Annotated in this window: 20 protein-coding genes, 1 other RNA gene and 3 pseudogenes; 17 read left to right on the forward strand and 7 right to left on the reverse strand. The window is 66.5% G+C overall.

Annotated elements, in window-relative coordinates; translation table 11 throughout:
• Window positions 1-106 (forward strand): annotated as a pseudogene (locus F7R02_RS18295) (IS5/IS1182 family transposase); the annotation flags it as partial.
• Complete coding sequence (locus F7R02_RS26430; RefSeq protein ID WP_167521058.1) at window positions 55-423, forward strand: hypothetical protein; 369 nt, start codon at window positions 55-57, stop codon at window positions 421-423. The pseudogene F7R02_RS18295 and the gene F7R02_RS26430, both read left to right, overlap by 52 nt.
• 161 nt (window positions 424-584) lie before the next feature.
• Here the strand turns inward: F7R02_RS26430 and F7R02_RS18305 are convergent, their stop codons facing one another.
• Genes F7R02_RS18305 through F7R02_RS18320 form a run of 4 tightly spaced genes read right to left on the reverse strand, consistent with a single transcriptional unit; the run spans window position 585 to window position 4,641 of the window.
• Window positions 585-1,970, reverse strand: coding sequence for an FAD-binding oxidoreductase (locus F7R02_RS18305; RefSeq protein WP_078589229.1), 1,386 nt, complete (start codon window positions 1,968-1,970; stop codon window positions 585-587).
• On the reverse strand, window positions 1,967-2,506 hold the full coding sequence (locus F7R02_RS18310; RefSeq protein ID WP_078589245.1) for a metal-dependent hydrolase: 540 nt from the start codon (window positions 2,504-2,506) through the stop codon (window positions 1,967-1,969). Before F7R02_RS18310 ends, F7R02_RS18305 begins: the two co-directional genes overlap by 4 nt.
• 32 nt (window positions 2,507-2,538) lie before the next feature.
• Complete coding sequence (locus F7R02_RS18315; protein WP_005910940.1) at window positions 2,539-2,907, reverse strand: YraN family protein; 369 nt, start codon at window positions 2,905-2,907, stop codon at window positions 2,539-2,541.
• 3 nt (window positions 2,908-2,910) lie between these two features.
• Entirely contained in the window at window positions 2,911-4,641 is a 1,731-nt protein-coding gene (locus F7R02_RS18320) for a penicillin-binding protein activator (protein WP_033483810.1), read from the reverse strand.
• A gap of 81 nt (window positions 4,642-4,722) precedes the next feature.
• Between F7R02_RS18320 and rsmI the strand changes: the two genes are divergently transcribed.
• Both rsmI and rnpB read left to right on the forward strand, forming a co-directional pair.
• Window positions 4,723-5,544, forward strand: coding sequence for a 16S rRNA (cytidine(1402)-2'-O)-methyltransferase (rsmI, locus tag F7R02_RS18325; protein ID WP_078589231.1), 822 nt, complete (start codon window positions 4,723-4,725; stop codon window positions 5,542-5,544).
• Between the two features lie 146 nt (window positions 5,545-5,690).
• Window positions 5,691-6,117, forward strand: an RNA gene (gene rnpB / locus F7R02_RS18330) — RNase P RNA component class A.
• A 601-nt stretch (window positions 6,118-6,718) separates the two neighbouring features.
• Here the strand turns inward: rnpB and F7R02_RS26685 are convergent.
• The 3 genes and pseudogenes from F7R02_RS26685 to F7R02_RS18345 form a co-directional block, all read right to left on the reverse strand.
• Window positions 6,719-6,886: pseudogene (locus F7R02_RS26685) on the reverse strand (CcdB family protein); the annotation flags it as partial.
• Between the two features lie 157 nt (window positions 6,887-7,043).
• Window positions 7,044-7,281, reverse strand: a pseudogene (locus tag F7R02_RS27345) (type II toxin-antitoxin system CcdA family antitoxin); the annotation flags it as partial.
• Window positions 7,282-7,318: 37 nt separating this feature from the next.
• Window positions 7,319-8,086, reverse strand: coding sequence for an NRDE family protein (locus F7R02_RS18345; protein WP_003485298.1), 768 nt, complete (start codon window positions 8,084-8,086; stop codon window positions 7,319-7,321).
• 324 nt (window positions 8,087-8,410) lie between these two features.
• Here F7R02_RS18345 and mraZ point away from each other — a divergent pair, with 324 nt between their 5' ends.
• From mraZ to ftsA, 13 genes are all read left to right on the forward strand, one after another.
• On the forward strand, window positions 8,411-8,857 hold the full coding sequence (gene mraZ / locus F7R02_RS18350; RefSeq protein WP_003485296.1) for a division/cell wall cluster transcriptional repressor MraZ: 447 nt from the start codon (window positions 8,411-8,413) through the stop codon (window positions 8,855-8,857).
• A 14-nt stretch (window positions 8,858-8,871) separates the two neighbouring features.
• Window positions 8,872-9,930, forward strand: coding sequence for a 16S rRNA (cytosine(1402)-N(4))-methyltransferase RsmH (gene rsmH / locus F7R02_RS18355; RefSeq protein ID WP_167521059.1), 1,059 nt, complete (start codon window positions 8,872-8,874; stop codon window positions 9,928-9,930).
• Window positions 9,927-10,190, forward strand: a complete 264-nt coding sequence (gene ftsL, locus F7R02_RS18360; RefSeq protein WP_005910928.1) for a cell division protein FtsL — start codon at window positions 9,927-9,929, stop codon at window positions 10,188-10,190. The genes rsmH and ftsL overlap by 4 nt, the downstream gene beginning before the upstream one ends.
• A 52-nt stretch (window positions 10,191-10,242) precedes the next feature.
• Window positions 10,243-12,111, forward strand: coding sequence for a peptidoglycan D,D-transpeptidase FtsI family protein (locus F7R02_RS18365; protein ID WP_003485291.1), 1,869 nt, complete (start codon window positions 10,243-10,245; stop codon window positions 12,109-12,111).
• 8 nt (window positions 12,112-12,119) lie between these two features.
• Window positions 12,120-13,595 (forward strand): UDP-N-acetylmuramoyl-L-alanyl-D-glutamate--2,6-diaminopimelate ligase, encoded by a 1,476-nt coding sequence (locus F7R02_RS18370; protein WP_172397198.1) that lies wholly within the window; start codon window positions 12,120-12,122, stop codon window positions 13,593-13,595.
• On the forward strand, window positions 13,592-15,103 hold the full coding sequence (locus F7R02_RS18375) for a UDP-N-acetylmuramoyl-tripeptide--D-alanyl-D-alanine ligase (protein ID WP_078589233.1): 1,512 nt from the start codon (window positions 13,592-13,594) through the stop codon (window positions 15,101-15,103). Before F7R02_RS18370 ends, F7R02_RS18375 begins: the two co-directional genes overlap by 4 nt.
• Window positions 15,093-16,178, forward strand: coding sequence for a phospho-N-acetylmuramoyl-pentapeptide-transferase (gene mraY, locus F7R02_RS18380; RefSeq protein ID WP_078589235.1), 1,086 nt, complete (start codon window positions 15,093-15,095; stop codon window positions 16,176-16,178). Before F7R02_RS18375 ends, mraY begins: the two co-directional genes overlap by 11 nt.
• The gene (ftsW, locus tag F7R02_RS18385) at window positions 16,178-17,554 is read left to right on the forward strand and encodes a putative lipid II flippase FtsW (RefSeq protein WP_003485283.1); all 1,377 of its coding nucleotides are present in this window, start codon (window positions 16,178-16,180) and stop codon (window positions 17,552-17,554) included. Before mraY ends, ftsW begins: the two co-directional genes overlap by 1 nt.
• On the forward strand, window positions 17,551-18,831 hold the full coding sequence (gene murG, locus F7R02_RS18390) for an undecaprenyldiphospho-muramoylpentapeptide beta-N-acetylglucosaminyltransferase (protein WP_078589237.1): 1,281 nt from the start codon (window positions 17,551-17,553) through the stop codon (window positions 18,829-18,831). Before ftsW ends, murG begins: the two co-directional genes overlap by 4 nt.
• Window positions 18,828-20,261 carry a UDP-N-acetylmuramate--L-alanine ligase gene (gene murC / locus F7R02_RS18395; protein ID WP_078589239.1) on the forward strand — a complete coding sequence of 478 codons (1,434 nt, stop codon included), beginning with the start codon at window positions 18,828-18,830 and terminating at the stop codon, window positions 20,259-20,261. Before murG ends, murC begins: the two co-directional genes overlap by 4 nt.
• Window positions 20,258-21,214, forward strand: a complete 957-nt coding sequence (locus tag F7R02_RS18400; RefSeq protein ID WP_078589241.1) for a D-alanine--D-alanine ligase — start codon at window positions 20,258-20,260, stop codon at window positions 21,212-21,214. Before murC ends, F7R02_RS18400 begins: the two co-directional genes overlap by 4 nt.
• Window positions 21,215-21,320: 106 nt before the next feature.
• Complete coding sequence (locus tag F7R02_RS18405; RefSeq protein ID WP_057684829.1) at window positions 21,321-22,157, forward strand: cell division protein FtsQ/DivIB; 837 nt, start codon at window positions 21,321-21,323, stop codon at window positions 22,155-22,157.
• Window positions 22,154-23,389: a cell division protein FtsA gene (gene ftsA, locus F7R02_RS18410; RefSeq protein ID WP_003485272.1), complete on the forward strand. Its 1,236-nt coding sequence runs from the start codon at window positions 22,154-22,156 to the stop codon at window positions 23,387-23,389. Before F7R02_RS18405 ends, ftsA begins: the two co-directional genes overlap by 4 nt.
• Window positions 23,390-23,449: the final 60 nt, after the last annotated feature.

Consider the following 23,449-nt stretch of genomic DNA (forward strand, 5'->3'; position numbering starts at 1 on the left):
CGGCCTGGCCAAAAACACCGCACACGTGCTGACCTTGTTTGCGCTCTCCAATCTGTGGATGAAGCGAAAGCAGTTGCTGCCGGCTATGGGGAGCGTGCGCCTGTAAACCAGGAAATTCCCACGGAAAGCGCCAGAAATGGCGAAATTCCAAAGATTCAAACGCCACTCTTCGGAACGACGCGACATCCCGCACTCTCAGGCCTCGTTATTCAGACCTTCCCTAACGCTTCGCACTCCTTTGCTGGTAATGCCAAAAAACAGGCTTCTCTATCTTTGGCTGCAGCAACGCGTGAGCAATCCGTCTTGACCTTTGATGGCTTCACTGACTTGTCTTGGGCGGCGGCGTTAACATCTGGCGATGAGCAGCCAGTGAGTGCCGATAGCAATAATATTGCCACCCATAGGGGTGTGATTTTTCTATAGGTCGCGGAAAATCTCTCTGGTTCCTTTGTTGCCCTGATCATTCGAGATCCGCCCTAAGCGCCTTATTCGGATGATCAGGCTATCCATGTAAGTCTGATTTAATCAAGTGGTTGCTGTGGTATGACGTTGAGGTTATGCAACGAAGAGTGCTCATCATTTACTCATGCAGGCGGTAATACCTTGCCCGGGTTGAGAATCCCGTCCGGATCCAGTGCGGCCTTGATTGCGCGCATGGTGGCCAGCGTTGCTGCGCTGAAGGCCTGGCTCATGAAATCGCGCTTGGCCACGCCGATGCCGTGCTCGCCGGAGAGCGTGCCTTCCAGCGCCAGCACCAGCGTAAACAGTCGTGGCAAGGCGGCATGCGCGCGGGCGTTTTCGTCGGTATCGGCCGGGTCGTACATGATGTTGACGTGCAGGTTGCCGTTGCCGGCATGGCCGAAGGCGACGATGGGCAGTGCGAATTCCGCAGCGAGCGCTTCAACGCCGGCGACGAGTTCGGGAATGCGCGACACCGGCACCACCACGTCCTCATTGATCTTGCCCGGCTTGATGGTGCGCAAGGCCGGCGACAGGGCGCGGCGTGCGGCCCACAACTTGTCGCGCGCGCTGCCATCGGCGGCCACGTCCAGGCTCAGTACGCCTTCGCCATCGGCCGCGTCGTGCAGGGCTTGTAGCGCGTAGGGCAAGGTGTCGTGATCGCCGTCGGCTTCGATCAACAGCATGGCGCCAGCGTCGGGCACATCGCTGCCATTGCGGCGTAGCAGCGCAATCGCACTGGCATCCATGAATTCCAGCATGGTCGGCGTGGTCGGTTGCGCCATCAGCCGCGACACCGCGGCTGCGGCGCTGGACGCATCGCGGTACAGCGCGCGCAGGCCGGCTTGCGCAATGGCGCGCGGGGTCAGCTTCAAGGTCGCCTCGACGATGATCGCCAGGGTGCCCTCGCTGCCGACCAGCAAGTGGGTGAGGTCGTAACCGGTGGAATTCTTGGTGTACGCGCCGCCGCAGCGGATCACGTCGCCGGTGCCGGTCACCGCCACCAGGCCGAGCACGTTGTCGCGGGTGGCGCCGTATTTCACCGCGCGCGGGCCGCCGGCGTTGGTGGATAGATTGCCGCCGACGCTGCAGATGTCCGCGCTGGACGGATCCGGCGGCCAGAACAAGCCATGCGGCTGCAGCGCCTGTTGCAGGTCGCCATTGAGCAGGCCCGGTTGCACCACCGCGCAGCGGTCTTCCGGACGTAGTGCCAGGATCTGGTTCATGCGCGCCATCGACACCACCACCCCGCCGGAAAACGGCACCGCCGCGCCGGTGGTGCCGGTACCGGCGCCGCGCGCCACGATCGGCACGCCGTGCGCACGGCACGCCTGCACGATCGCCACCACCTCATCGGTGTCGCGCGGCAACGCCACCGCGGCCGGCAATGCCCAGCGGCGCGAATCGTCTTCGCCATAGCGGCGGCGCGCATCGTCGCCGGTCAACCATCCATCGGTACCCAGGCGCGCGGCCAACAACTCGGCAAGTGCGGTGGGAAGTACATCGGTCATGACATGCGATCCTGTGGTGCCGCGCGCTGGATGCATTTCCACCCCAGCACGGCGACGGTGAGCGGCAACCAGACCCAGCGCAGCTCGGAGAGCAACGTGCTCAGGCCGCGCGCGTTGAAGAAGCCGGTCGCGAATGGCGACACCCGAATCGGCCGCCATGGTGCGAACCAACGCGTCTGGCTCCACGGCCAGCCCAGCGCAACGCCCAGGCCGCCGGAGGTCATCGCATCCAGCAGCGGGTGCGATGCGGCGCAGACGAACAAAAATACAGACGCCTGCACGGCATCCGCACGCAGGCTGCGATGCGCCGCGATGCCGAGCAGTGCGATGACGCTGGCGAACAACAGCGAGTGGCTGGCGCCGCGATGGCCGAACGCATCGGCGTAGGGAATGCGCAGCGCGAACGCCAGCACATCGGCATCGGGCAGCATCGCCGCCACCAAGCCGGCCGCGAGCAGGCGTGGCGAGATGCGGCCGCGTTCGCTGGCGCACCACAGCGCCAATGGCACGGCAGCGTGGGTCATGATGGTTGGCATGAAAAAACGTTGGCGTGAGCGTTCGGTGGTGGTCAGCAATCGTCGGCGCGGAATGCGTCGCGGATCCAGTGCAATACCGGCGGTTCGCCGCTGGCATCGACTACATCGAAGCGGCACGGCAGCGCCGCCAGGGCCGGGTGAGCGCCAAGAAACAACTGCGCGGCCAGCACCAACTTGCGACGCTTGCGCCAGTCCACCGATGCCGCACCGCCGCCGAAGCGGTCGTCGCGCCGATAGCGCACTTCCACAAACACCAGCGATGGCCCATCGTGCATCACCAGATCCAGTTCGCCGCCGCGGTAGTTGGCGTTGCCGACCACCAGCCGTAGCCCGGCCTGCTCCAGCAACGCGCGTGCGGCCGCCTCGACCGCCGCACCACGCTGCTGACGCGCCGCCGGCATGGCTCAGCGGCCGTCGGCGATCGGCGTCGGGCGGCCACCGCTGAAGGTGGACCAGGCCGGCGTGCGCAGCACATTGCCGAAGCCGTCCAGGTGCAGGGTGCCGGTGGCGCCGCGCAGGCCGCCATCGGTGCCGGTGGCGAGTTTTTCCAGGTACGCAGTGATCTTCCAGGCGTCGTAGCCGAACGCGAACAGCCGGGCGGCCGGGCCGCGTGCGCTGGGCAGGGTGCTGGCCACCTGGCTGACCGCCGGCAGGCCGGACACGCCCAGGGCGGTCCAGGTTTCGCTCGGGTAGACGATGCCATCCAGCGCCAGATCGTCTTCGACCTTGCCGGTGCCGGCCACCAGTTGCGAGGTGCCCACGCGCGACTTGCCGGCGAATCCGGCCAGCGCCAGCTGCGGCGCCAAAGCACGCGCGGTGTTGCCGCGCACCGCCAGGAACACCGCGTCGGCGGTGCCGTAATTGCGCAGCTGCGCGCCGATGTCGCCCGGCGCGTCGGCCACGCTGATGCTGCCGGCCACCGTGCCGCCGCGTTCGCTGAAGCGGTCGCGGAAGGCCTTGATGGTACGCTTGCCGTTGTCGTCGCTGGTGCCGACGATCAGCACATTGCGGCGTTCGCGCGAGAGCAGGTATTCGGCGGCCATGATGCCGTCGTCTTCCGGCGCCAGCGAGAAGCCTGCGCTGCCGGTGGGCGGGGCCTTGTTGTCGCTGGGACGGTTCAGTGCCAGCACCGGCACCGCGAGCTGGCCGCGCGCGAACAACGCGCTGACTTCGTCGCGCCCCAGCGGGCCGACCACGTAATCCACCCCGGCGCTCACAGCCTTGTCGTAGGCGGCATTGGCACCGGCGGCGGTGCCGGCGGTGTCGAAGAATTGCACCTCCGGGCGGCGGCGGGTTTCCGCGTAGTAGCCGGCCAGCAGGCCATCGCGTACCGGCGCGGCGGCGGTGGCCAGGTTGCCGGTGATCGGCAGCAGCACGCCCAGCTTGACCGGTGGGCGGTAGCCATCGCGCTCGGCGGGCGGGCGCTTGCTCGTATCGAAACCCCATTGTGCATCGCGCTCGAAGGCGCGCGGCAGCGCCAGGCCGCGGCTGATCAACGCGCGCCCGGCGAAGTTGTATAACGGGTCGCCGGCCGGCAGTGCGGCGGTGCGGCCCTTGAGGGTGGCGTCGTCGAGCGCGGCAAGCAGGCGCACGATGGCGCGCTGGTTGTCGCTGCGCGCGGTGCCGGTCAGGCTGGCATCGGCGCGCGCGCGGTCGGCGGCGGCACCGAACAGGTCGCCGGTGGCTTCCAGCGCCGCAGCGCGCGCCACCAGCCAGCGCGTCTGCAGCGGCTGGGTCAGCCCCTGCGGGCTGTCGCCCAGGGCCTGCAATGCCTGCGCACCCTGCTTGTCGATCACCGCCAGCTCGCCGGTGAGCAACCCGAAGCGGGCACGCTCCTCGCCGCTCAGATGGCGCACGTTGACCTGCGCCAGCAGCGTGCGGGCACGCGCATCGTCGCCGGCGTCGTGCCAGCCGAACGCGGCTGCGGCCAGCAACCGGCTGCGCTGCGCACCGCTGGCACTGGCGGCTTCGGCTTCCAGCTGCTGCGCGGCTTCGCGCGGCTTGCCCTGGTCCAGCAGTGCCAGCGCCGCGCTCTGCGTCGGCGAGGCGGTCGGCGTGACGCTGCTGGTGGCGCAACCGGCGGCCAGCATCACCATCAGCGAGAGGGCGGAGATCCTTGCAACACGCTTGTTCATTTCAGATCCATTGGACAGGGGCCGCCGGGGCGGACCGTTAAAAACGCTACGATTCTACCCTTTGCCCCCGGAAAACCGCTGATGACGTCCCCTGGAACCCTGCACGTGGTCGCCACGCCGATCGGCAACCTGGCCGACCTGTCGCCGCGCGCGCAGGAGGTGCTGCGTGGCGTGGCCGCGATCTGCGCCGAAGACACCCGCCATACCCGCCAGCTGCTGAGCCATTTCGGCATCGACCGCCCGCTGCTGGCCCTGCACGACCATAACGAAGAGGCCATGTCCGAACGCATCGTGGCGCGCCTGCGCGACGGCGAGTCGCTGGCCATCGTCAGCGACGCCGGCACCCCGCTGGTCAGCGACCCGGGGTTCAAACTGGTGCGCGCCGCGCGTGCCGCCGGCATCAAGGTCAGCCCGGTCCCGGGGGCCTGCGCGGCAATCGCTGCGCTCAGCGTGGCTGGCCTGCCCAGCGACCGCTTCGGCTTCGAGGGGTTTCTGCCGGCCAAGAGCGCCGCCCGCCGCGAGCGCCTGGCGCGGTTGGCAGGGGAGACCCGCACCCTGGTGTTCTACGAATCGGCGCACCGCATCGTCGAATCGCTGGCCGACCTGCGCCTTGCCTTCGGTGACGAGCGCCCGGCAGTGATCGCCCGCGAATTGACCAAACTCTTCGAAACCGTGCTCGACGGCAGCCTGGCGCAGCTGCAGGCCCAGGTCGAAGCCGACGACAACCAGCGTAAGGGCGAATTCGTGGTGATGGTGCAGGGCGCCGCCGACGCCGCCGAAGGCCAGCTCGCCGAAGGCCGCCGCGTCTACGCCAAGCTCGCCGAGCACCTGCCCCCTTCCACCGCCGCCAAGCTTGCTGCCGAGCTCACTGGCGCGCCGCGCAAGGCCTTGTATGGCGGCTAATGCGGTCATCGCAGGAACGCGGCTGGAAGCGACGGTGGTTGATCGGTACCGCCTCTCGCGCCCGGGTGCGCTCCTACAGGGCAATGGCAAGCTTGAAATCGCCGCGCCGTTCTGCACGGCAGCGATAGCGTAGAATGCGCCCCGGCGGAGTCGGCCAGACAGTCGCGTCACTCGCAAGAGTGCCGAGGAAAGTCCGGGCTCCATAGGGCAAGGTGCCAGGTAACGCCTGGGCGGCGCAAGCCGACGGAAAGTGCAACAGAAAGATACCGCCTACGTCCCTCGTCACCCCTTTGCCGCCACTGAAACGTGCCAGCGATGCCTCGCATCGCCAAGCGCGCTCGGAGGCCGCAAAGGGGTGGCGAGGGGCCGGTAAGGGTGAAATGGTGCGGTAAGAGCGCACCGCGAGTCCGGTAACGGACCGGCACGGCAAACCCCACCTGGAGCAAGACCAAATAGGGATCCATTGGCGTGGCCCGCGCTGGATCCGGGTAGGTTGCTTGAGCGCTGCGGTGACGTAGCGCCTAGACGAATGACTGTCCACGACAGAACCCGGCTTATCGGCCGGCTCCGCCGCCTTCTTTGGGCGTTCGCCCTTCGAAGGCGCCCACGCTTCGTACCGCCGCAGGCGGTACAAAACGCGGGTCCCGCTCCGGGCATGCCACATCCCCGCGGCTGTCGCCGCGCCCCCTTGACTCAAGGGGGCTGGCAGGTAGCCAGTGGGTCGAGGCTCTCGCTACGCTCCGCCGCCTTCTTTGGGCATTTGCCCTTCGAAGGCGCCCACGCTTCGTACCGCCGCAGGCGATACAAACGCGGGTCCCGCTCCGGGCATGCCACATCCCCGCGGCTGTCGCCGCGCCCCCTTGACTCAAGGGGGCTTGCAGGTAGCCAGTGGGTCGAGGCTCTCTCTACGCTCCGCCGCCTTCTTTGGGCGTTTGCCCGAAGAAGGCGCCCACGCTTCGTACCGCCGCAGGCGGTACAAAACGCGGGTCCCGCTCCGGGCATGCCACATCCCCCGCGGCTGTCGCCGCGCCCCCTTGACTCAAGGGGGCTCGCAGGTAGCCAGTGGATCGAGGCTCTTGCTATGCGATCGACTCCCTTCCACCGCCTGCGGGGGAAGGTGCCCGAAGGGCGGATGGGGGTACGCAATTCGCCACGCCTGCAGCCGTGTTTGGCGCTAGCCGAACGAGCGGGTGAACAGCTCGTCCAGAGCGTCGATGATGATCTGGCCCTGGTCCTTCAATGTGCCGGCAGGTGTGTTGAGCACGGACAGCGGCATCGAGGTCATTTCCAGGGGTGGCAGGATCACGCTGTGGCCGGCGATGGTGAGTTCCGGGGTGAAGCGGGATGGGGTCGGCGAAGAGCCTGGACTTTCGGATCAGGGGCCGCCGCCGCGGCGTGGCGAGGTGTCGAAAATGTTCGACTGAACGACGAGCACGTACGGGATGTTCGTGTTCTGGACGACATTGGCGTGAACATCGAACTGGTCGGTCACAGCGTGGAAACTCGTCGGCGAAGGAGCCGTGCGCCTCGGTGAAGGCTTTCCACTCGCTTGTCGCGCGTTGCAGCTCAAGCGCTCCTGCGCTGTGGCTGTGGCGTTCCTTGGCGATGTACTCGGCCAGCAACTCTTCCACCTTTGCCGAGAGCTTGCCGGTCATCGCGCGGGCTTGCGCCGCCAGGTCGGCATGGCGGTCAGATTCGATGGTTTTTTTGCGCAGAAACATCGTAATAGCGGTTCATGCGTCGACTCCTCGGATATGCGCACGAGCGTGGCTTGTCAACGCGAGCCAGGGATCTCCAGGCGTGCCTCGCCCTGGAAAATCCCATTCGGCCCGAAGCGTCGTTCGTGGATGAAGCCATGGCCGTGATGGTCCACCGCAACGATGGTGCTGGCGCGGGTGCCATAGCTGGGGCCGCTGATGAAGGCGGCCGAGAGCAGGCGTTCGGTCGCCAGGTCCACGCCGGTCTGCGGTAGCGCAGCGTCGGGGGCGATGGCCGGGTTGCCCAGGGCGGCCCACAGCGGCTGCAGGTCTTCGTCGCCGTCGGCGCACCAGCGGTGCAGCACCTTGGTCAGCGCAGCGGTCTTGGGCCACGGCGCATCCAGCGGCCCGTTGGACATGCCATGGATGCCCGCCGCCAGTTGCCGCGCCAGTGGCGGGTGGTTGCTCAGGTGCTCACACCGGTCGGCGTCGCACAGCAACAGGTTGAAAGGTGGGAACGCGTGGGCGGCGCCGGCCAGTGCGTCGGCGTACACGGTAGCGCCCAGGCTGCCGGACAGGTAGTCGGCAATCAAATGCCCGCGCGAGCGCCCCGAAGAAGTGGCGAGCGGGTCACGCACATTGGTGACCACCGCAGCGCGTCCGTCCCGATCCAGGCCAACCCAACTGCCACCGGAGCGCAGGTCGCGGCCAGCCAGCAGGTTGTCGGCCGGCGCCGCCCAGCGTGCCAGTGCCGCAGTGGGACGTTCGTGGAATTCGTCGCGGTTGCCCGCCAGCAGCAAACGCCAGCGCGGGTGGACTTTCCAGGCAAGAGCGACCAGACACATGTCGCCGATTGTCACCTTGTTTGCGCAGTTGAGATACGTCGCTGGCGCAATGTGAAGTGAGATGGCAGTCGGGTTTACATGGCCTTCACCGCCCTGAATTTCCGTTCAATCTCAAAATATGAGATGAAACAGCAACTTGTGGATAACCTTTGAACAAGTCTCTAAAGAGTGCCGCAACTCATTGATGCGACTGGCGATTTGTGGTCCTCAAAGTTGTTGACAACCTTTGACGCGCTGCTAAGGTGGGCAACGGAGGGAAAGCCAGGTGTTTTGTGGTTTTTCGTGGTTCAATGATCCCCCAGCGGGTATTCGAGGTTGCATTCGGTGTTTCAGGGCGAGACTGCCATCACGGTGGACGACAAGGGGCGTATGGCGGTGCCAACCGCATACCGCGACCTCGTTGCGCGTGTCAGCGGTAACCGTCTGGTCCTCACCTACAACCCGTTCGAAGCCGGATGCCTGTGGCTATACGCGGAAAAGGAGTGGGAGCGGGTGCGCGACGACGTGATGTCCAAGCCCAATACCCAGCGCGTGGTCCGCACGCTGCAGCAGAAACTGGTGGGTTCTTCGGCGGTGCTCGAGCTGGACGCCAACGGCCGTCTGAGCATTCCGGCCAGCCATCGCAATGCAGTGGGCATCGAGAAAAAAGCCGTGCTGCTGGGCATGGGCGACAAGTTCGAACTCTGGAGCGAGCAGGCACATCGCGCACTGATCCAGCAGACATTGTCTGACGGGGATCTGGGCGATGAATTGCTCGATCTCAGGTTGTGAGCCGGGGTGCCCGGATGCGCGGTGAAGCGCAGCCCGGTCACCCGGTGTCGCAGTCCCCGGCGGCCCATGTGCCGGTGCTGTACACGCAGGTGCTGGATGGCCTGCAAGTGACCGAAAACGGAACGTATCTGGATGGCACGTTCGGGCGTGGCGGGCACGCGCGCGGCGTGCTGGAACACCTTGGCCCGGGAGGTCGACTGCTGGTGATGGACAAGGACCCCGAAGCGATCGCGGTGGCCGAACACAGCTTCGGTGGCGATGCGCGTGTGTCTATCCATCGCGGCAGTTTTGCCGGACTCGGCCAGGTGGTTGCCGCCGCCACCGTCGACGGCATCCTGCTGGATCTGGGCGTGTCTTCGCCGCAGCTGGACGTGGCCGGGCGCGGTTTCAGTTTCGGCAAGGACGGCCCGCTGGACATGCGCATGGACCCGGACAGCGGCCAGAGCGCAGCCGAGTGGCTGGCGCAGGCCAGCGACCGCGAGATCGCCGATGTGCTGTGGACCTATGGCGAAGAACGCCAGAGCCGCCGTATCGCGCGCGCCATCGTGGCGCGGCGCGCCGAACAGCCGCTGCTGCGCACCGCGCAACTGGCCGACCTGATCGCGTCGGTGATGCCGCGCGGCGACAGCAAGACCCACCCGGCCACACGCAGCTTCCAGGCCATCCGCATCCACATCAACCGCGAGCTGGCCGATCTGGAAGCCGGGCTGGATGCCGCCCTGGGCGCGCTCAAGCCGGGCGGCCGGCTGGCGGTGATCAGCTTCCATTCGCTGGAAGATCGCATCGTCAAACAATTCATGGCCCGCTACGCCAAGGCGCCGCCGAGCAACCGCCGCTTGCCCGAAGCACAGCCGTTCGTGGCCACGCTGCAACTGGTGAGCGGCGCGATCAAGGCCGACGACGCCGAATTGCACGTCAACCCGCGCGCACGCAGCGCGGTGTTGCGGGTGGCCGAGAAGCTGGGATTGGGGAATGGGGAATCGGGAATGGGCAAAGGCAACAGCGCCGCTGCTTCCCGATTCCCGACTGCCGATTCCCAATTCCCGGCGTCAGCGAACGGTGACGCCGCATGAGCCGCTTGCTGCTCGTCGTGCTGCTTGCCTGCAGCATCGCCTCGGCGATCGGTGTGGTGTATATGCGCCATATGCATCGCAAGCTGTTCGTGCAGTTGTCCAAGCTCGAACACACACGCGACGAATTGAATATCGAATTCGGCCGGCTGCAGCTGGAGCAGGCCACGTGGGCGGAAAGCAACCGGGTCGACCAAGTCGCGCGTGCGCGCATCGGGATGAAGTTCCCGGAGACCAACGACATCGTGGTGGTGCGCCCATGACAAAGCAGCACAGCCGCTTTGCACGGCGCAGCTGCGCACCGGGAGGTGTGCGATGAAGGCTGGCCGCAACCGCCCCCGCAGCAATTTCAATCTCCGTGGTCGCCTGACCCTGGTCGGTATCGCGCTGGGCCTGTGCTCGGTGACGCTGATTGGGCGCGCGGCCTACGTGCAGCTGGTCAACCGCGATTTTTACCAGCGTCAGGGCGAAGCGCGTTACCTGCGCGAACTGCCCATCGCCACCTCGCGCGGCATGATCACCGACCGCAACGGCGAGCCGCTGGCGGTGTCCACGCCGGTGGAGTCGATCTGGGTCAATCCGCAAGAACTGCTGCGTAACCCGGACCGCATTCCCGAGCTGGCAAAAGCGCTGGGGCAGCCGCTGGACGATTTGAACGCCAAGCTGGCACAGAAGGCCGGCAAGGAATTCATGTACCTGCAGCGCCGGATCAATCCGGACAAGGCGCATGCGATCGTCGATCTGAAGATTCCGGGCGTGTTCTCGCAGCGCGAGTTCCGTCGCTTCTATCCGCAAGGCGAGGCGATGGCCCACGTGCTGGGCTTCACCAATATCGACGACCGCGGCCAGGAAGGCCTGGAGCTGGCATTCGACGAATGGCTGCGCGGCAAGCCCGGTTCCAAGAAGGTGGTGCGCGATGCGCGCGGCGCCATCGTGGAAAGCGTGGACCTGGTGCGTCCGGCGCAGCCGGGCAAGGACCTGACGCTGAGCATCGACCGCCGCATCCAGTTCCTTGCCTACAAGGAACTGCGCAATGCCTTGGTCGAGAACAACGCGGCCGGCGGTTCGATGGTGGTGATGGACGTGGCCACCGGCGAAGTGCTGGCGATGGTCAACCTGCCTACCTACAACCCCAATTCGGTCACCGGCATCAATCCGTCGGCCCGCCGCAACCGTGCGGTCACCGATCTGGTCGAGCCGGGTTCGACGATGAAGCCGCTGACCGTGGCCACCGCGCTGACCGCCGGCGTGGTGACCAAGGACACCGTCATCGATACCAACCCCGGCTACATGTCGGTGGGGCGCTTCACCATTCGCGATGTGCCGCGCAACAACGGCGTGCTCAACGTCACCGGCGTGATCACCCGCAGCTCGAACATCGGTGCGGCCAAGATCGCGGCCAAGGTGCCGGACCAGACTTTCTACCAGTCGATCCGCAACTTCGGTTACGGCAGTGCGCCGCACAGCGGGTTCCCCGGCGAATCGGCCGGCGTGGTGCTGCAGCCGGCGCGCTGGAGCGGCCCGTCCAAGACCACGATGTCCTACGGCTACGGCCTGTCGGTGACGCCGCTGCAGATTGCGCAGGCGTACGCTACGCTGGGCAACGGCGGCAAGCTCACCCCGCCGACCTTCGTGCGCGGCCAGCACAACGAAACCCGTCAGGTGATCACGCCGGAAGTGGCGCGCCAGGTCATCGACATGATGGAGACCGTGGTCACCCAGGGCGGCGCCAAGGGCGCGGCAATTCTGGGGTACCACGTGGCCGGCAAGACCGGCACGGCGCGCAAGAATGGCGCCAACGGCTACGAGCGCGGGCATTACAACGCCCTGTTCGCCGGGCTGGTGCCGGCCACGCGCCCGCGCTTTGCCACGGTGATCGTCATCAACGATCCGCAAGGCAAGGTGTATTACGGCGGCCTGGTGTCGGCGCCGGTGTTCCATCGCGTGATGGAAGGCGCGCTGCGCTTGATGGACGTGCCGCCGGACGATATCCAGTCGTGGCTGGCCGCACAGGCTGCCGGCAAGACCGGCCAGCCGGTGGTCAAGCCGCAGTCGGTCGATCCGGACCCGGCGCTGGTGCCGGACCCGGTGGATGAAGTCTCTGCCGGCATCCCGACCGCACTGGCGCCTGCGCCGGCTGCCGCACCAGCGCAGCCTGCGCCGTTGCAGGAGAGCCGCCAGTGAGCCGCTCCATGGCGCTCTCGCAGTTGCTGCCGGACGTGGCGTTGACGCACGACCTGCAGGTGTCCGGGCTGGTGATGGATAGCCGTGCCGTGCGTCCGGGCGATGCCTTCGTGGCGATCGCCGGTTTCGGCGCGCATGGTCTGGGCTTTGTCGAACAGGCGCGCGCCAATGGCGCAGCGGCGGTGTTGTTCGAGCCGCCGGCTCCCGATGGACTGCCGGTCCCGGCCGATGCGATTGCCGTGCCCGGTTTGCGTGCGCGCCTCGGCGTGATGGCCGATCAATTCCATGGCCGGCCGTCGCAGGCGATGCGTATGGTCGGCGTCACCGGTACCAACGGCAAGACCTCCACCGTGCAGTTGCTGGCGCAGGCATTGACGCTGCTCGGTACGCCCACCGGCACGCTTGGCACCTTGGGCGTCGGTCTGTATGGCGCGGCCGTGCCGACCGGTTTCACCACGCCGCTGGTGCTGCCCACGCATGCCTTGCTGGCGCAGTTGCGCGATGACGGTGCGCAGGCCGTGGCAATGGAAGTCAGCTCGCACGCGCTCGATCAGGGCCGCGTGGATGCGGTGCATTTCGACGTGGCGGTGTTCACCAATCTCACCCGCGACCATCTCGATTACCACGGCGACATGGCGCAGTACGGCGCGGCGAAGGCCAAGCTGTTCGCCCGCGCGGGGTTGAAAGCGGCCGTGGTGAACCTGGACGATGCGTTCGGCCACACACTGTTCGCTGCGCTCGATCCCGCGCTGCGCGCGATCGGTGTGAGCTCGCGCGCGCATGCCGACGCCAGCGTGAGCGCGCAGGCACTGCAGCTGGACCACAACGGCATCAATTTCGCGCTCAATATCCGGGGCCAGGTGCATCCGGTGCATTCGCCGCTGCTGGGCCGTTTCAACGTGGACAACCTGCTGGCCGTGGCCGGCGCGTTGTGGGCGATGGAGTTTGCGCCTGCGCAGATCGCCAGCGTGCTTGGCCAGTTGCAGCCCATTCATGGCCGCATGAACCGCCTTGGTGGCGCACATGGCGCACCGTTGGTGGTGGTCGATTACGCACACACGCCCGATGCGCTGGAGCAGGCATTGAGCAGCCTGCGCTCGCATGCGCAGGACCGCCTGATCTGCGTGTTCGGCTGCGGTGGCGAGCGCGACACCGGCAAGCGCCCGCAGATGGCAGCGATCGCCGAGCTCAAGGCCGACGTGGCGATCGTGACCGACGACAACCCGCGGGGCGAGGACGGCGATGCGATCGTGGCCGATATCCTGCGCGGCTTCGCGCGACCGGATGCGGCCATCGTGCAGCGCGACCGCGCTGCTGCGATCCATCAGGCCATCGGCATGGCCAGCCCATCGGACATCGTGTTGATCGCCGGCAAGGGCCACGAGCCGTATCAGGAAGTTGCCGGCGTGCGGCATGCCTTCGACGACGCCCTCGTGGCGGCGCAAGCGCTGCTGCCACGGACCGTATTGGGAGTGCGCCCATGAAGCTCACGCCCCTGTCGTTGATTGCCCATTGGGCCGGCGGCGAGCTGCACGGCGACGACGCCATGATCGATGCGGTCGGCAACGACACCCGCACGCTCGCCGACGGCAGCCTGTATGTGGCGCTGCGCGGCGAGCGCTTCGATGGGCACGACTTCGCCGCCGAGGCGGTGGCGCGTGGTGCCAGCGGTGTGCTGGTCGATCGCCTGCTGCCGGCGCTGAGCGTGCCGCAGGTGGTGGTGGACAACACCGAGCTGGCGTTGGCGCGCATCGCCGCCGGCATGCAGCGCGACCGCGCCACGCGTGTGCTTGCGCTGACCGGTTCCAACGGCAAGACCAGCGTCAAGGCGCTGCTGCTGTCGATCCTGACCGAAGCCGGGCGCGTGGATGGCACCACCGTGTACGCCACGCCGGGCAACCGCAATAACGAGATCGGCCTGCCGCTGGCGGTGCTTGCCGCGCCCGACGATGCAGACGTTGCGATCTACGAAATGGGCGCGGGCAAGCCGGGCGATATCGCCTATCTCACCGAGATTGCGCAGCCGCATGTGGCACTGGTCAACAACATCGCGCCCGCGCATCTGGAACGCCTGGGCAGCTTGCTCGGCGTCGCACAGACCAAGGGCGCCATCTACGCCGCATTGCCCGCCGGGGGTGTGGCGGTGATCAACGCCGACGACGCTTTCGGCATGTGGTTCGAGCAGCAGTTGCAGAGCCAACCGGTGCAGGGACGTCGCGTGTTGCGCTTTGGCGTGCAGGCCAGTGCCGAGATCACTGCGCGGCAACTGCGTCTGCACCCTGGCGGTGCGCAGTTCACCCTGGTGACGCCGCAGGGCAAGGCGCAGATTGCGCTGCCGTTGCCGGGCCGCCACAACGTGCTCAACGCACTGGCGGCAACGGGCCTTGCACTCGGTGCCGGCATCGCCTTGCCGGTGATCGCGGCCGGTCTGGCGCAGGCGCGCGCGGTGGCCGGCCGGCAGATCGCACAGACCATGCCCAATGGGGCGGTACTGATCGACGACAGCTACAACGCCAACCCGGGCTCGCTGGATGCGGCCATCGACGCCTTGGCCGCGGCACAGGGCGAAGGCTGGCTGGTGCTGGGCGACATGCGCGAACTCGGTGCCGAAGGCGTCGCATTGCATGCCGCGGCGGGACGTCGCGCGCGTGCGGCCAAGCTGCAGCGGCTGTATGCGCTGGGCGAACTCAGCGCCGCCGCCGCACAGGCATTCGGCGAAGGTGCCCGCGTGTTCGCCACGCATGCCGAGTTGATCGACGCCTTGCAGGCGGATCTGGTCGGAGCCGCCAGCCAGCTACAGCAAATGCAGCAACACGCATCAGGAAATACGCAGGAACATGCAGTGAATCAAGAACAGCAATCGCCGTCTGTGGCCGCTCTTTCGGGTGCCGCCTCCATCACGATCCTGGTGAAGGGCTCGCGCGGTAGCGCGATGGACCGCGTCGTCACCGCGCTGCTCGCATCGGCGGAGGGCGCATCCCATGCTGCTTGAGTTGGCCCGTTGGCTGCAGCAACTGGAGAGCCTGTTCGGGCTGTTCAACTATCTGACCTTCCGCGGCATCTTGGCTGCGCTGACGGCGCTGTTCCTGTCGTTGTGGATGGGACCTGCGGTGATCCGCAAGCTCGCCCAGTTCAAGGGCGGCCAGCCGATTCGCCAGGACGGTCCGCAAATGCATTTTTCCAAGGCCGGCACGCCGACCATGGGCGGTTCGCTGATCCTGCTCACCGTCACCTTGTCGGTGCTGCTGTGGGGCGACCTGCGCAACCGCTACGTGTGGTTGGTGCTGGCGGTGATGATCTGCTTCGGTGCGATCGGCTGGTACGACGACTGGATCAAGATCGTCAAACGCGATCCCAATGGTTTGAAGTCGCGCTGGAAGTATCTGCTGCAGTCGATCTTCGGACTGGCCGCTGGCTTGTTCCTGTACTACACCGCCGACGTGCCGGCGGCGATCACGTTCTACATCCCGATGTTCAAGTCGATCGCGCTGCCGCTGGCCGGCGTGAGCTTCGTGGTGATCGCCTACTTCTGGATCGTGGGCTTCTCCAACGCGGTGAACCTCACCGATGGCCTGGATGGCTTGGCCATCATGCCGACCGTGCTGGTGGCCTGCGCGCTGGGCGTGTTCGCGTATGCGTCCGGCAACGTGGTGTTCGCCGAATACCTGAAAATTCCGCTGATTCCCGGTGCCGGCGAGCTGATCATCATCTGCTCGGCGATTGCGGGGGCAGGCTTGGGCTTCCTGTGGTTCAACACCTACCCGGCGATGGTGTTCATGGGCGACATCGGCGCGTTGTCGCTGGGCGCAGTGCTCGGCACCATCGCGGTGATCGTGCGTCAGGAGATGGTGCTGGTGATCATGGGCGGCGTGTTCGTGATCGAAACGCTGTCGGTGATGATCCAGGTGGCCAGCTTCAAGCTGACCGGCAAGCGCGTATTCCGCATGGCGCCGATCCACCACCATTTCGAGCTCAAGGGTTGGCCGGAGCCGCGCGTGATCGTGCGCTTCTGGATCATTTCGGTGGTGCTGGTGCTGATCGGCCTTGCCACGTTGAAGGTGCGCTGATGAACGACATGTCCCGCCAGGCAACACGACTGGACGCCATCGGCGGCCGCTACGACCCGTGGCTGCTCGGGGCCGCAGTCACGCTCGCGTCGCTGGGTGTGGTGATGGTGGCGTCCAGCTCGATCGAGCTGGAAGCCAGCCCGTTCTACTACCTGACCCGCCACCTGCTGTTCCTGGGGGGCGGCATCGCGCTGGCGTTCTGGGCGATGCGCACCGAGCTCAAGACCATCGAACAGCACAACCAGATGTTGTTGCTGGCCTGCTTTGTGCTGCTCGTGGTGGTGTTCGTGCCTGGCCTGGGCAGCACCGTCAATGGCGCCAAGCGCTGGATCAACCTGGGCGTATCGCGGTTCCAGGTGGTCGAATCGGTGAAGGTGTTCTACATCATCTGGCTGGCGAGCTATCTGGTGCGTTTCCGCGACGAGGTCAACGCGACCTGGCAGGCGATGCTCAAACCGGTATTCGTGGTCGGCTTCCTGGTCGGCCTGTTGCTGCTGCAGCCGGACTTCGGCTCCTCGATGCTGCTGCTGAGCGTGACCGCCTGCATGCTCGTGCTGGGCGGTGCGCCGATCGGGCGCATCATCCTGCCGATCCTGCTGTTGCTGCCGGCCCTGGTGGCATTGGTGATCTTCGAGCCATACCGCATGCGGCGCGTGACCTCCTTCATGGACCCGTGGGTAGATCAGCTGGGCTCCGGTTACCAGCTGTCCAACGCGCTGATGGCCATCGGCCGCGGCCAGTGGACCGGCGTGGGCCTGGGCGCTTCGGTACAGAAGCTCAACTACCTGCCCGAATCGCATACCGACTTCATCTTCTCGGTGATCGCCGAGGAACTGGGCTTTGTGGGCGTGTGCGGCGTGATCGGGCTATACGCGCTGCTGGTCGGTCGCGCCTTCTGGCTGGGCATGCGCTGCGTGGAAATGAAGCGGCATTTCTCCGGCTACATCGCTTTCGGCATCGGCCTGTGGATCGCGATGCAGAGCTTCGTGTCGATCGGCGTCAACCTGGGCATCCTGCCGACCAAGGGGCTGACCCTGCCACTGATTTCGTCAGGTGGCTCGTCGGTGCTGATGACCTGCCTTGCGATGGGCGTGCTGCTGCGTGTGTCCTACGAGGCCGATCGTGCCGAGCGCCTGCGCAGCAAGTTGTCTCCGCAGGGCGCGGCCAGCTCGCCAGCTGAGCCGGCCGAGCCGGTGGTCGATTCGGTGCCGCCGGCGTACGCGCCTGCGCACAAGCCGCAGCGCGACACTGCCGCCGCGCCCGCACCGGCCGCCGCCCCGGTTGCCGCCGCCTACGTAGCGCCTGCGTCGGCCATCCTGCGCGGTACCAGCCGCATGCAACCGCGTGTGGAACCGACGTTCGGGAGGATTGCGTGAGCGTTTCTGCCAATGCCGCGCAAGCGCACGCACAGCCATCTGCGGTGCTGCGGCCGGTCATGATTCTGGCCGGCGGCACCGGCGGGCACATCTTCCCGGGCTTGGCCGTGGCCAAGGTGCTGCGCGCGCGCGGCGTGCCGGTGACCTGGTTGGGCGCCGATGGCGCCATGGAAACTCGCCTGGTGCCGCAGCACGATATTCCCATCGATACGCTGGCCATCAGCGGCTTGCGCGGCAAGGGCGTGGTGAAGTTGCTCGGTGCGCCGGTGCGGGTGATGCGCGCGGTGCGCGCTGCCGGCTTCGTGCTGCGCAAGCGCCAGCCGCGTGCGGTGATCAGCTTTGGCGGCTTTGCGGCCGGCCCGGGCGGCCTGGCCGCGCGCCTGCTCGGTGCGCCATTGCTGGTGCACGAACAGAATCGCGCACCCGGCATGACCAACAAGGTGTTGTCGCGTTTCGCGCGCCGCGTGCTGACCGGTTTTCCGGGCAGCTTCACTGGCGAAGAAGCGGTGGGCAACCCGGTGCGCGCGGAAATCGCGGCACTGCCTGCGCCGGCCGATCGTTTGTTCGGTCGCACCGGCCCGGTACGCGTGCTGGTACTAGGCGGCAGCCAGGGCGCGCGCGTGTTGAATCAGGCGCTGCCGGCTGCGCTGGTCGTACTCGGCCATTCTGAGGTCGAGGTGCGCCATCAGTGCGGCGAAAAGCTGCGCGCCGAAGCCGAAGCGGCCTATGCACAGGCAGGCGTCAACGCCAGCGTCGAACCCTTCATTGCCGACATGGCCGCTGCCTATGCCTGGGCAGATCTGGTGGTGTGCCGCGCCGGCGCGTCCACCCTGGCCGAACTGTGCGCCGCCGGTGTCGGCAGCGTGCTGGTGCCGTTTGCCGCCGCCGTCGACGACCATCAAACCCGCAATGCCGAATACCTGGTCGGCGCCAACGCCGCCGTGCTGCTCAAGCAGGACGACAGCCTGCCAGTGCGCTTGCAGCAGGTGCTGCAGACCCTGCTCGCCGACCCGGCACGTCGCCTCTCAATGGCCAACGCTGCCCGCACCCTGGCCAAACCGGACGCCGCCGAGCGCATCGCCGACATCATTCTTCAAGAGGCAGGGAATGGTCCATCGGGAATGGGGAATGGACACAGCTCAGAACAACCGCAGGAACGCACATTGATGCACGCAGACAAGCGCACCGACCAAGTTTCCGTCGCCGCTGGCGCTCAGCTCCACACCATTCCCGATTCCCGATTCCCGATTCGCACCTCCACTGGAGGTGCCCGGTGATCCGCCGTCTGCAAGCCAGTGGCGATCTGGTGCGGGCGTTCCCGCGCGTGCATTTCGTCGGCATCGGCGGTACCGGCATGAGCGGCATTGCCGAGGTGATGTTGACGCTGGGCTATGAAGTGTCCGGCTCGGACAACGCCGACAACGCGGCCACGCGCCGGCTGGCCAAGCTGGGTGCGCGCGTGATGCGCGGCCATTCGGCGGCCAACGTGCTGGGCACCGATTGCGTGGTGGTGTCCAGCGCCATCCGCGAAGACAATCCCGAGCTGATGGAAGCGCGCAGCCAGCGCATTCCGATCATGCCGCGCGCGGCGATGCTGGCCGAGCTGATGCGTTTCCGTCGCGGCATTGCGGTGGCCGGCACGCATGGCAAGACCACCACCACCAGCCTGGCGGCTGCGGTGCTGAGCGAAGGCGGGTTGGACCCGACGTTCGTGATCGGCGGGCAGCTGCTGGCCGCAGGCGCCAACGCCAAGCTCGGTGGCGGCCAATGGTTGGTCGCCGAAGCCGACGAAAGCGATGGCAGCTTCCTGCGCCTGAATCCATTGATGGCGGTCATCACCAACATCGATGCGGATCACCTGGAAAACTACGGCAACGATTTCGCCCGCGTGCAGGCCGCATTCGCCGAATTCCTGCAGCGCCTGCCGTTCTACGGCCTGGCATTGCTGTGCATCGACGACCCGGAAGTGGCTGCACTGGCCGGCAAGACGCCGCGCCACGTGATGAGCTACGGCATGAGCGAAAACGCCGACGTGCGCGCCGAAGATGTGGTGCAGGACGGCCCGCGCATGCGTTTTACGCTGCGCCTGCCCGAAGGCACCACCACCCCGGTGACGCTTGCACTGCCGGGCCGCCACAACGTGCTCAATGCGCTGGCGGCTGCCGCAATCGGCTGGCAGCTCGGCGTGGCGCCGGACACCATTGCGCGCGCGCTGGAAAATTTTGCCGGCATCGGCCGTCGGTTCAACGATCTGGGCGAAGTCACCACCAGCACCGGTGCGCGCGTGCGCGTGGTCGACGATTACGGCCATCACCCGCGCGAACTCGAAGCCGTGTTCGCTGCAGCACGTGGCGGCTGGCCGGACAAGCGTCTGGTCGTCGCCTTCCAGCCGCACCGCTATAGCCGCACCCGCGATCAGTTCGACGCCTTTGCCGCGGTGCTCAGCACGGTCGACGCGTTGGTGCTGAGCGAGGTCTACCCCGCCGGCGAAGCGCCGATTCCGGGCGCCGACTCGCGCGCACTGGCGCGCGCCATCCGTGCGCGCGGCCGCAGCGAACCGGTGGTGGTCGGCCAGATCGCCGGTCTTGCCGAAGTGTTGCCGGACGTCCTGCAAGACGGCGATCTGCTGTTGATGATGGGCGCCGGCGATATCGGTTATGTGGCCCAGCACATCATCAACAACGGGTTTGTCGGAGAACAGGCATGAGCGCGTTGGTCGGCAACGCCCGCACCAGCGATCCGGCTGCCTTTGGCCGCGTCGCCGTACTGTTCGGCGGCACCTCGTCCGAGCGCGAGGTGTCGTTGAATTCCGGCAGCAACGTGCTGGACGCGCTGCGCGCACGCGGCGTGGATGCGCAGCCGGTGGATGGCATTCCGGCCTTGGCCAAGGCATTGGTCGCGCAGCAGTTCGATCGCGTGTTCAACGTGCTGCACGGACATAACGGCGGCGGCGAAGACGGCATCGTGCAGGGCCTGATGGAAGCCTTCGGCGTGCCATATACCGGCTCGGATGTGCTGGGTTCGGCGCTGAGCATGGACAAAATCCGCACCAAGCAGGTGTGGTTGTCGCTGGGCCTGTCGACCCCGCGCTATGCGCGGCTGGCCGCTGGCGCGAGCGCCGAGGACATTCATGCCGCTGCACGCCAGATCGGGTTGCCGATCATCGTCAAGCCGGCCAATGAAGGTTCCAGCGTCGGCGTCAGCCGCGTGTTCGACCAGGCACAGCTCGAAGAAGCGGTGACCCTGGCGGCGCGCTACGACGGCGCGCTGCTGATGGAGCAACTGATCGAAGGCGACGAACTCACCGTGGCCGTGCTCGGCGACACCGCGTTGCCGTCGATCCGCATCGTGCCCAAGGGCCAGTGGTACGACTACAACGCCAAGTACATCGCCGACGACACGCAATACCTGTGCCCGGGGCTGGAAGGCGAGGCCGAAGCGCAGATCCGCCAACTCGCGCTGGACGCCTTCCGCGCTGCCGGCTGCCGTGGCTGGGGCCGCGTGGACGTGATGCGTGATGGCAGCAGTGGCCAGCTGTATCTGCTCGAAGTCAACACCGCTCCCGGCATGACCAGCCACTCGCTGGTGCCCAAGGCCGCCCGCCAGCTCGGCATCGATTTCGAAACGCTGGTCTGGCGCGTGCTGGAGCAGACGCTGTGAAGCCGGGAATCGTGAATCGTGAATCGGGAATGGGTAACAGCGGATGCGCTGTTGCCGTTGCGATTCCCTATTCCCGATTCCCAATTCCCGTGTGCGGAGCGCGCCCATGAACGCCACGCTGCGCATCCTGGCCTGGCTGCTCGCGCTGGCGTTGGTCGCGCTGCCGGTGGTGGCCGTGCTCAATGGCTGGGTCGGTGCCGAGCGCTGGCCGTTGGCGAAGTTGCGTGTGTCCGGCGACTTCAAGCGGGTGCCGGCCGAAGAGTTGCGTGCAGTGGTGTTGCCGTATGCGCGTGCCGGCTTCTTCGCGGTGAAATTGCAGCAGGCGCAGGATGCCATCGCGCGTTTGCCGTGGGTGGAAAGTGCGCAGGTGCGCAAGCGCTGGCCGGATGTACTGGAAGTGCATGTGACCGAGCACAAGCCGTTCGCGCGCTGGGGCACCGACCGCATGCTGTCCGAGCAGGGCCGGCTGTTTCGCACCCCGCCGCTTTTGAAGGATTTCAAGTTGCCGCAGCTGGGTGGTCCAGACAGCAAGACCCAGGATGTGGTGGCGCTGTACAACGAATCACGCGCCCTGTTCGCACCGACCGGGCTGGATGTGGAGCGTCTTGAGATGGACGCGCGCGGCAGCTGGTCGCTGGGGCTGAGCAATGGCGTGCAGATCGTGGTCGGCCGCGACGATGCACGCGCACGGCTGCAGCGCTTCGCACGCGTGCTGCCGCAGCTGTCCGACCCACAGCGTCCGATCGCCCGCGCCGACTTGCGTTACACCAACGGATTTACCGTTGAAAGGCGAATGGAGAATGGGGAATCGGGAATGGAGAAGAAGCCCAAGCAGGCATCGCCCGCTACGGCTCATGCACTTGTTCTCAATTCTCCCCGCATTCGTGCACCGCTGTTGACCATTCCCCATTCCCCATTCGCTATTCCCGGCTTTAAGACATGAATCGCAAAGGCGACAAATCCCTCATCGTTGGACTGGACATCGGCACTTCCAAGGTCGTCGCGCTGGTCGGCGAGTACTCGCCCGGCAATCCGATCGAAGTGATCGGCATCGGTTCGCATGAATCGCGCGGTCTCAAGCGCGGCGTGGTGGTGGACATCGAATCCACCGTGCAGTCGATCCAGCGTGCGGTGGAAGAGGCCGAGCTGATGGCCGGTTGCGAGATCCGCTCGGTGTACGCCTCGATTTCCGGCAACCACGTGCAGTGCAAGAACTCGCCCGGCATCGTGCCGATCCGCGATGGCGAAGTGACCTGGAGCGATCTGGAGCGCGTGCTCGATGCCGCCAAGGCCGTGGCCATTCCGGCCGATCAGCGCATCCTGCATGCGATTCCGCGCGAGTACGTGCTGGACGATTCGCAGGAAGGCATCCGCAACCCGGTCGGCATGACCGGCGTGCGCCTGGAGGTGCATGCGCACCTGGTGGTGTGCGCGCAGTCGGCGGCGGCCAACATCACCAAGTGCGTGCAGAAGTGCGGCCTGCAGGTCGACGATCTGGTGCTGTCGTCGCTGGCATCGTCGGTGGCGGTGTTGACCGCCGACGAACGCGAGCTGGGCGTGGTGCTGGTGGATATCGGCGCCGGCACCACCGACCTTGCGGTCTACGTGCAGGGCGCGATCTGCCACACCGCCTCGCTGCCGATCGCCGGCGACCACGTCACCAACGACATCGCGCACATGCTGCGCACGCCCACCCCGGAAGCCGAGCAGATCAAGGTGCGCTACGCCTGCGCGCTGGCGCAGCTGGCCACCGCCGAAGAAAGCATCCAGGTGCCGTCGGTGGGCGACCGCCCGCCGCGTCGCATGCCGCGGCATGCGCTCGCGCAGGCAGTGCAGGGCCGTTACGAAGAAATCTTCGAGATGGTGCAGGCCGAACTGCGCCGCTCCGGTTTCGAGGAAATGGTGCGCGCCGGCATGGTGCTCACCGGTGGCGCCTCGAAGATGGAAGGTGTGGTGGAACTGGCCGAAGAAATGCTGCAGATGCCGGTGCGCGTGGGCATCCCGCAGCACGTCACCGGCCTGGGCGAAGTCGTCGGCAACCCGGTGCACGCCTCCGGCGTTGGCCTGTTGCTGATGGGCAGCCAGATCGAACACCCGCGCCGGCCATCGATTCCGACCGGGCGCGCAGGCAGCTTGTTCAAGAAATTGAAGAATTGGTATCGCGGGGAATTCTGAAGAACCGGGAATCGGGATTCGAGAATTGGTTGAAGCAAAGGCAAAGCGGTTGCGGCAGAT

The organism is Xanthomonas cissicola (assembly GCF_008801575.1).
GTDB classification, from domain to species: Bacteria; Pseudomonadota; Gammaproteobacteria; order Xanthomonadales; family Xanthomonadaceae; genus Xanthomonas; species Xanthomonas cissicola.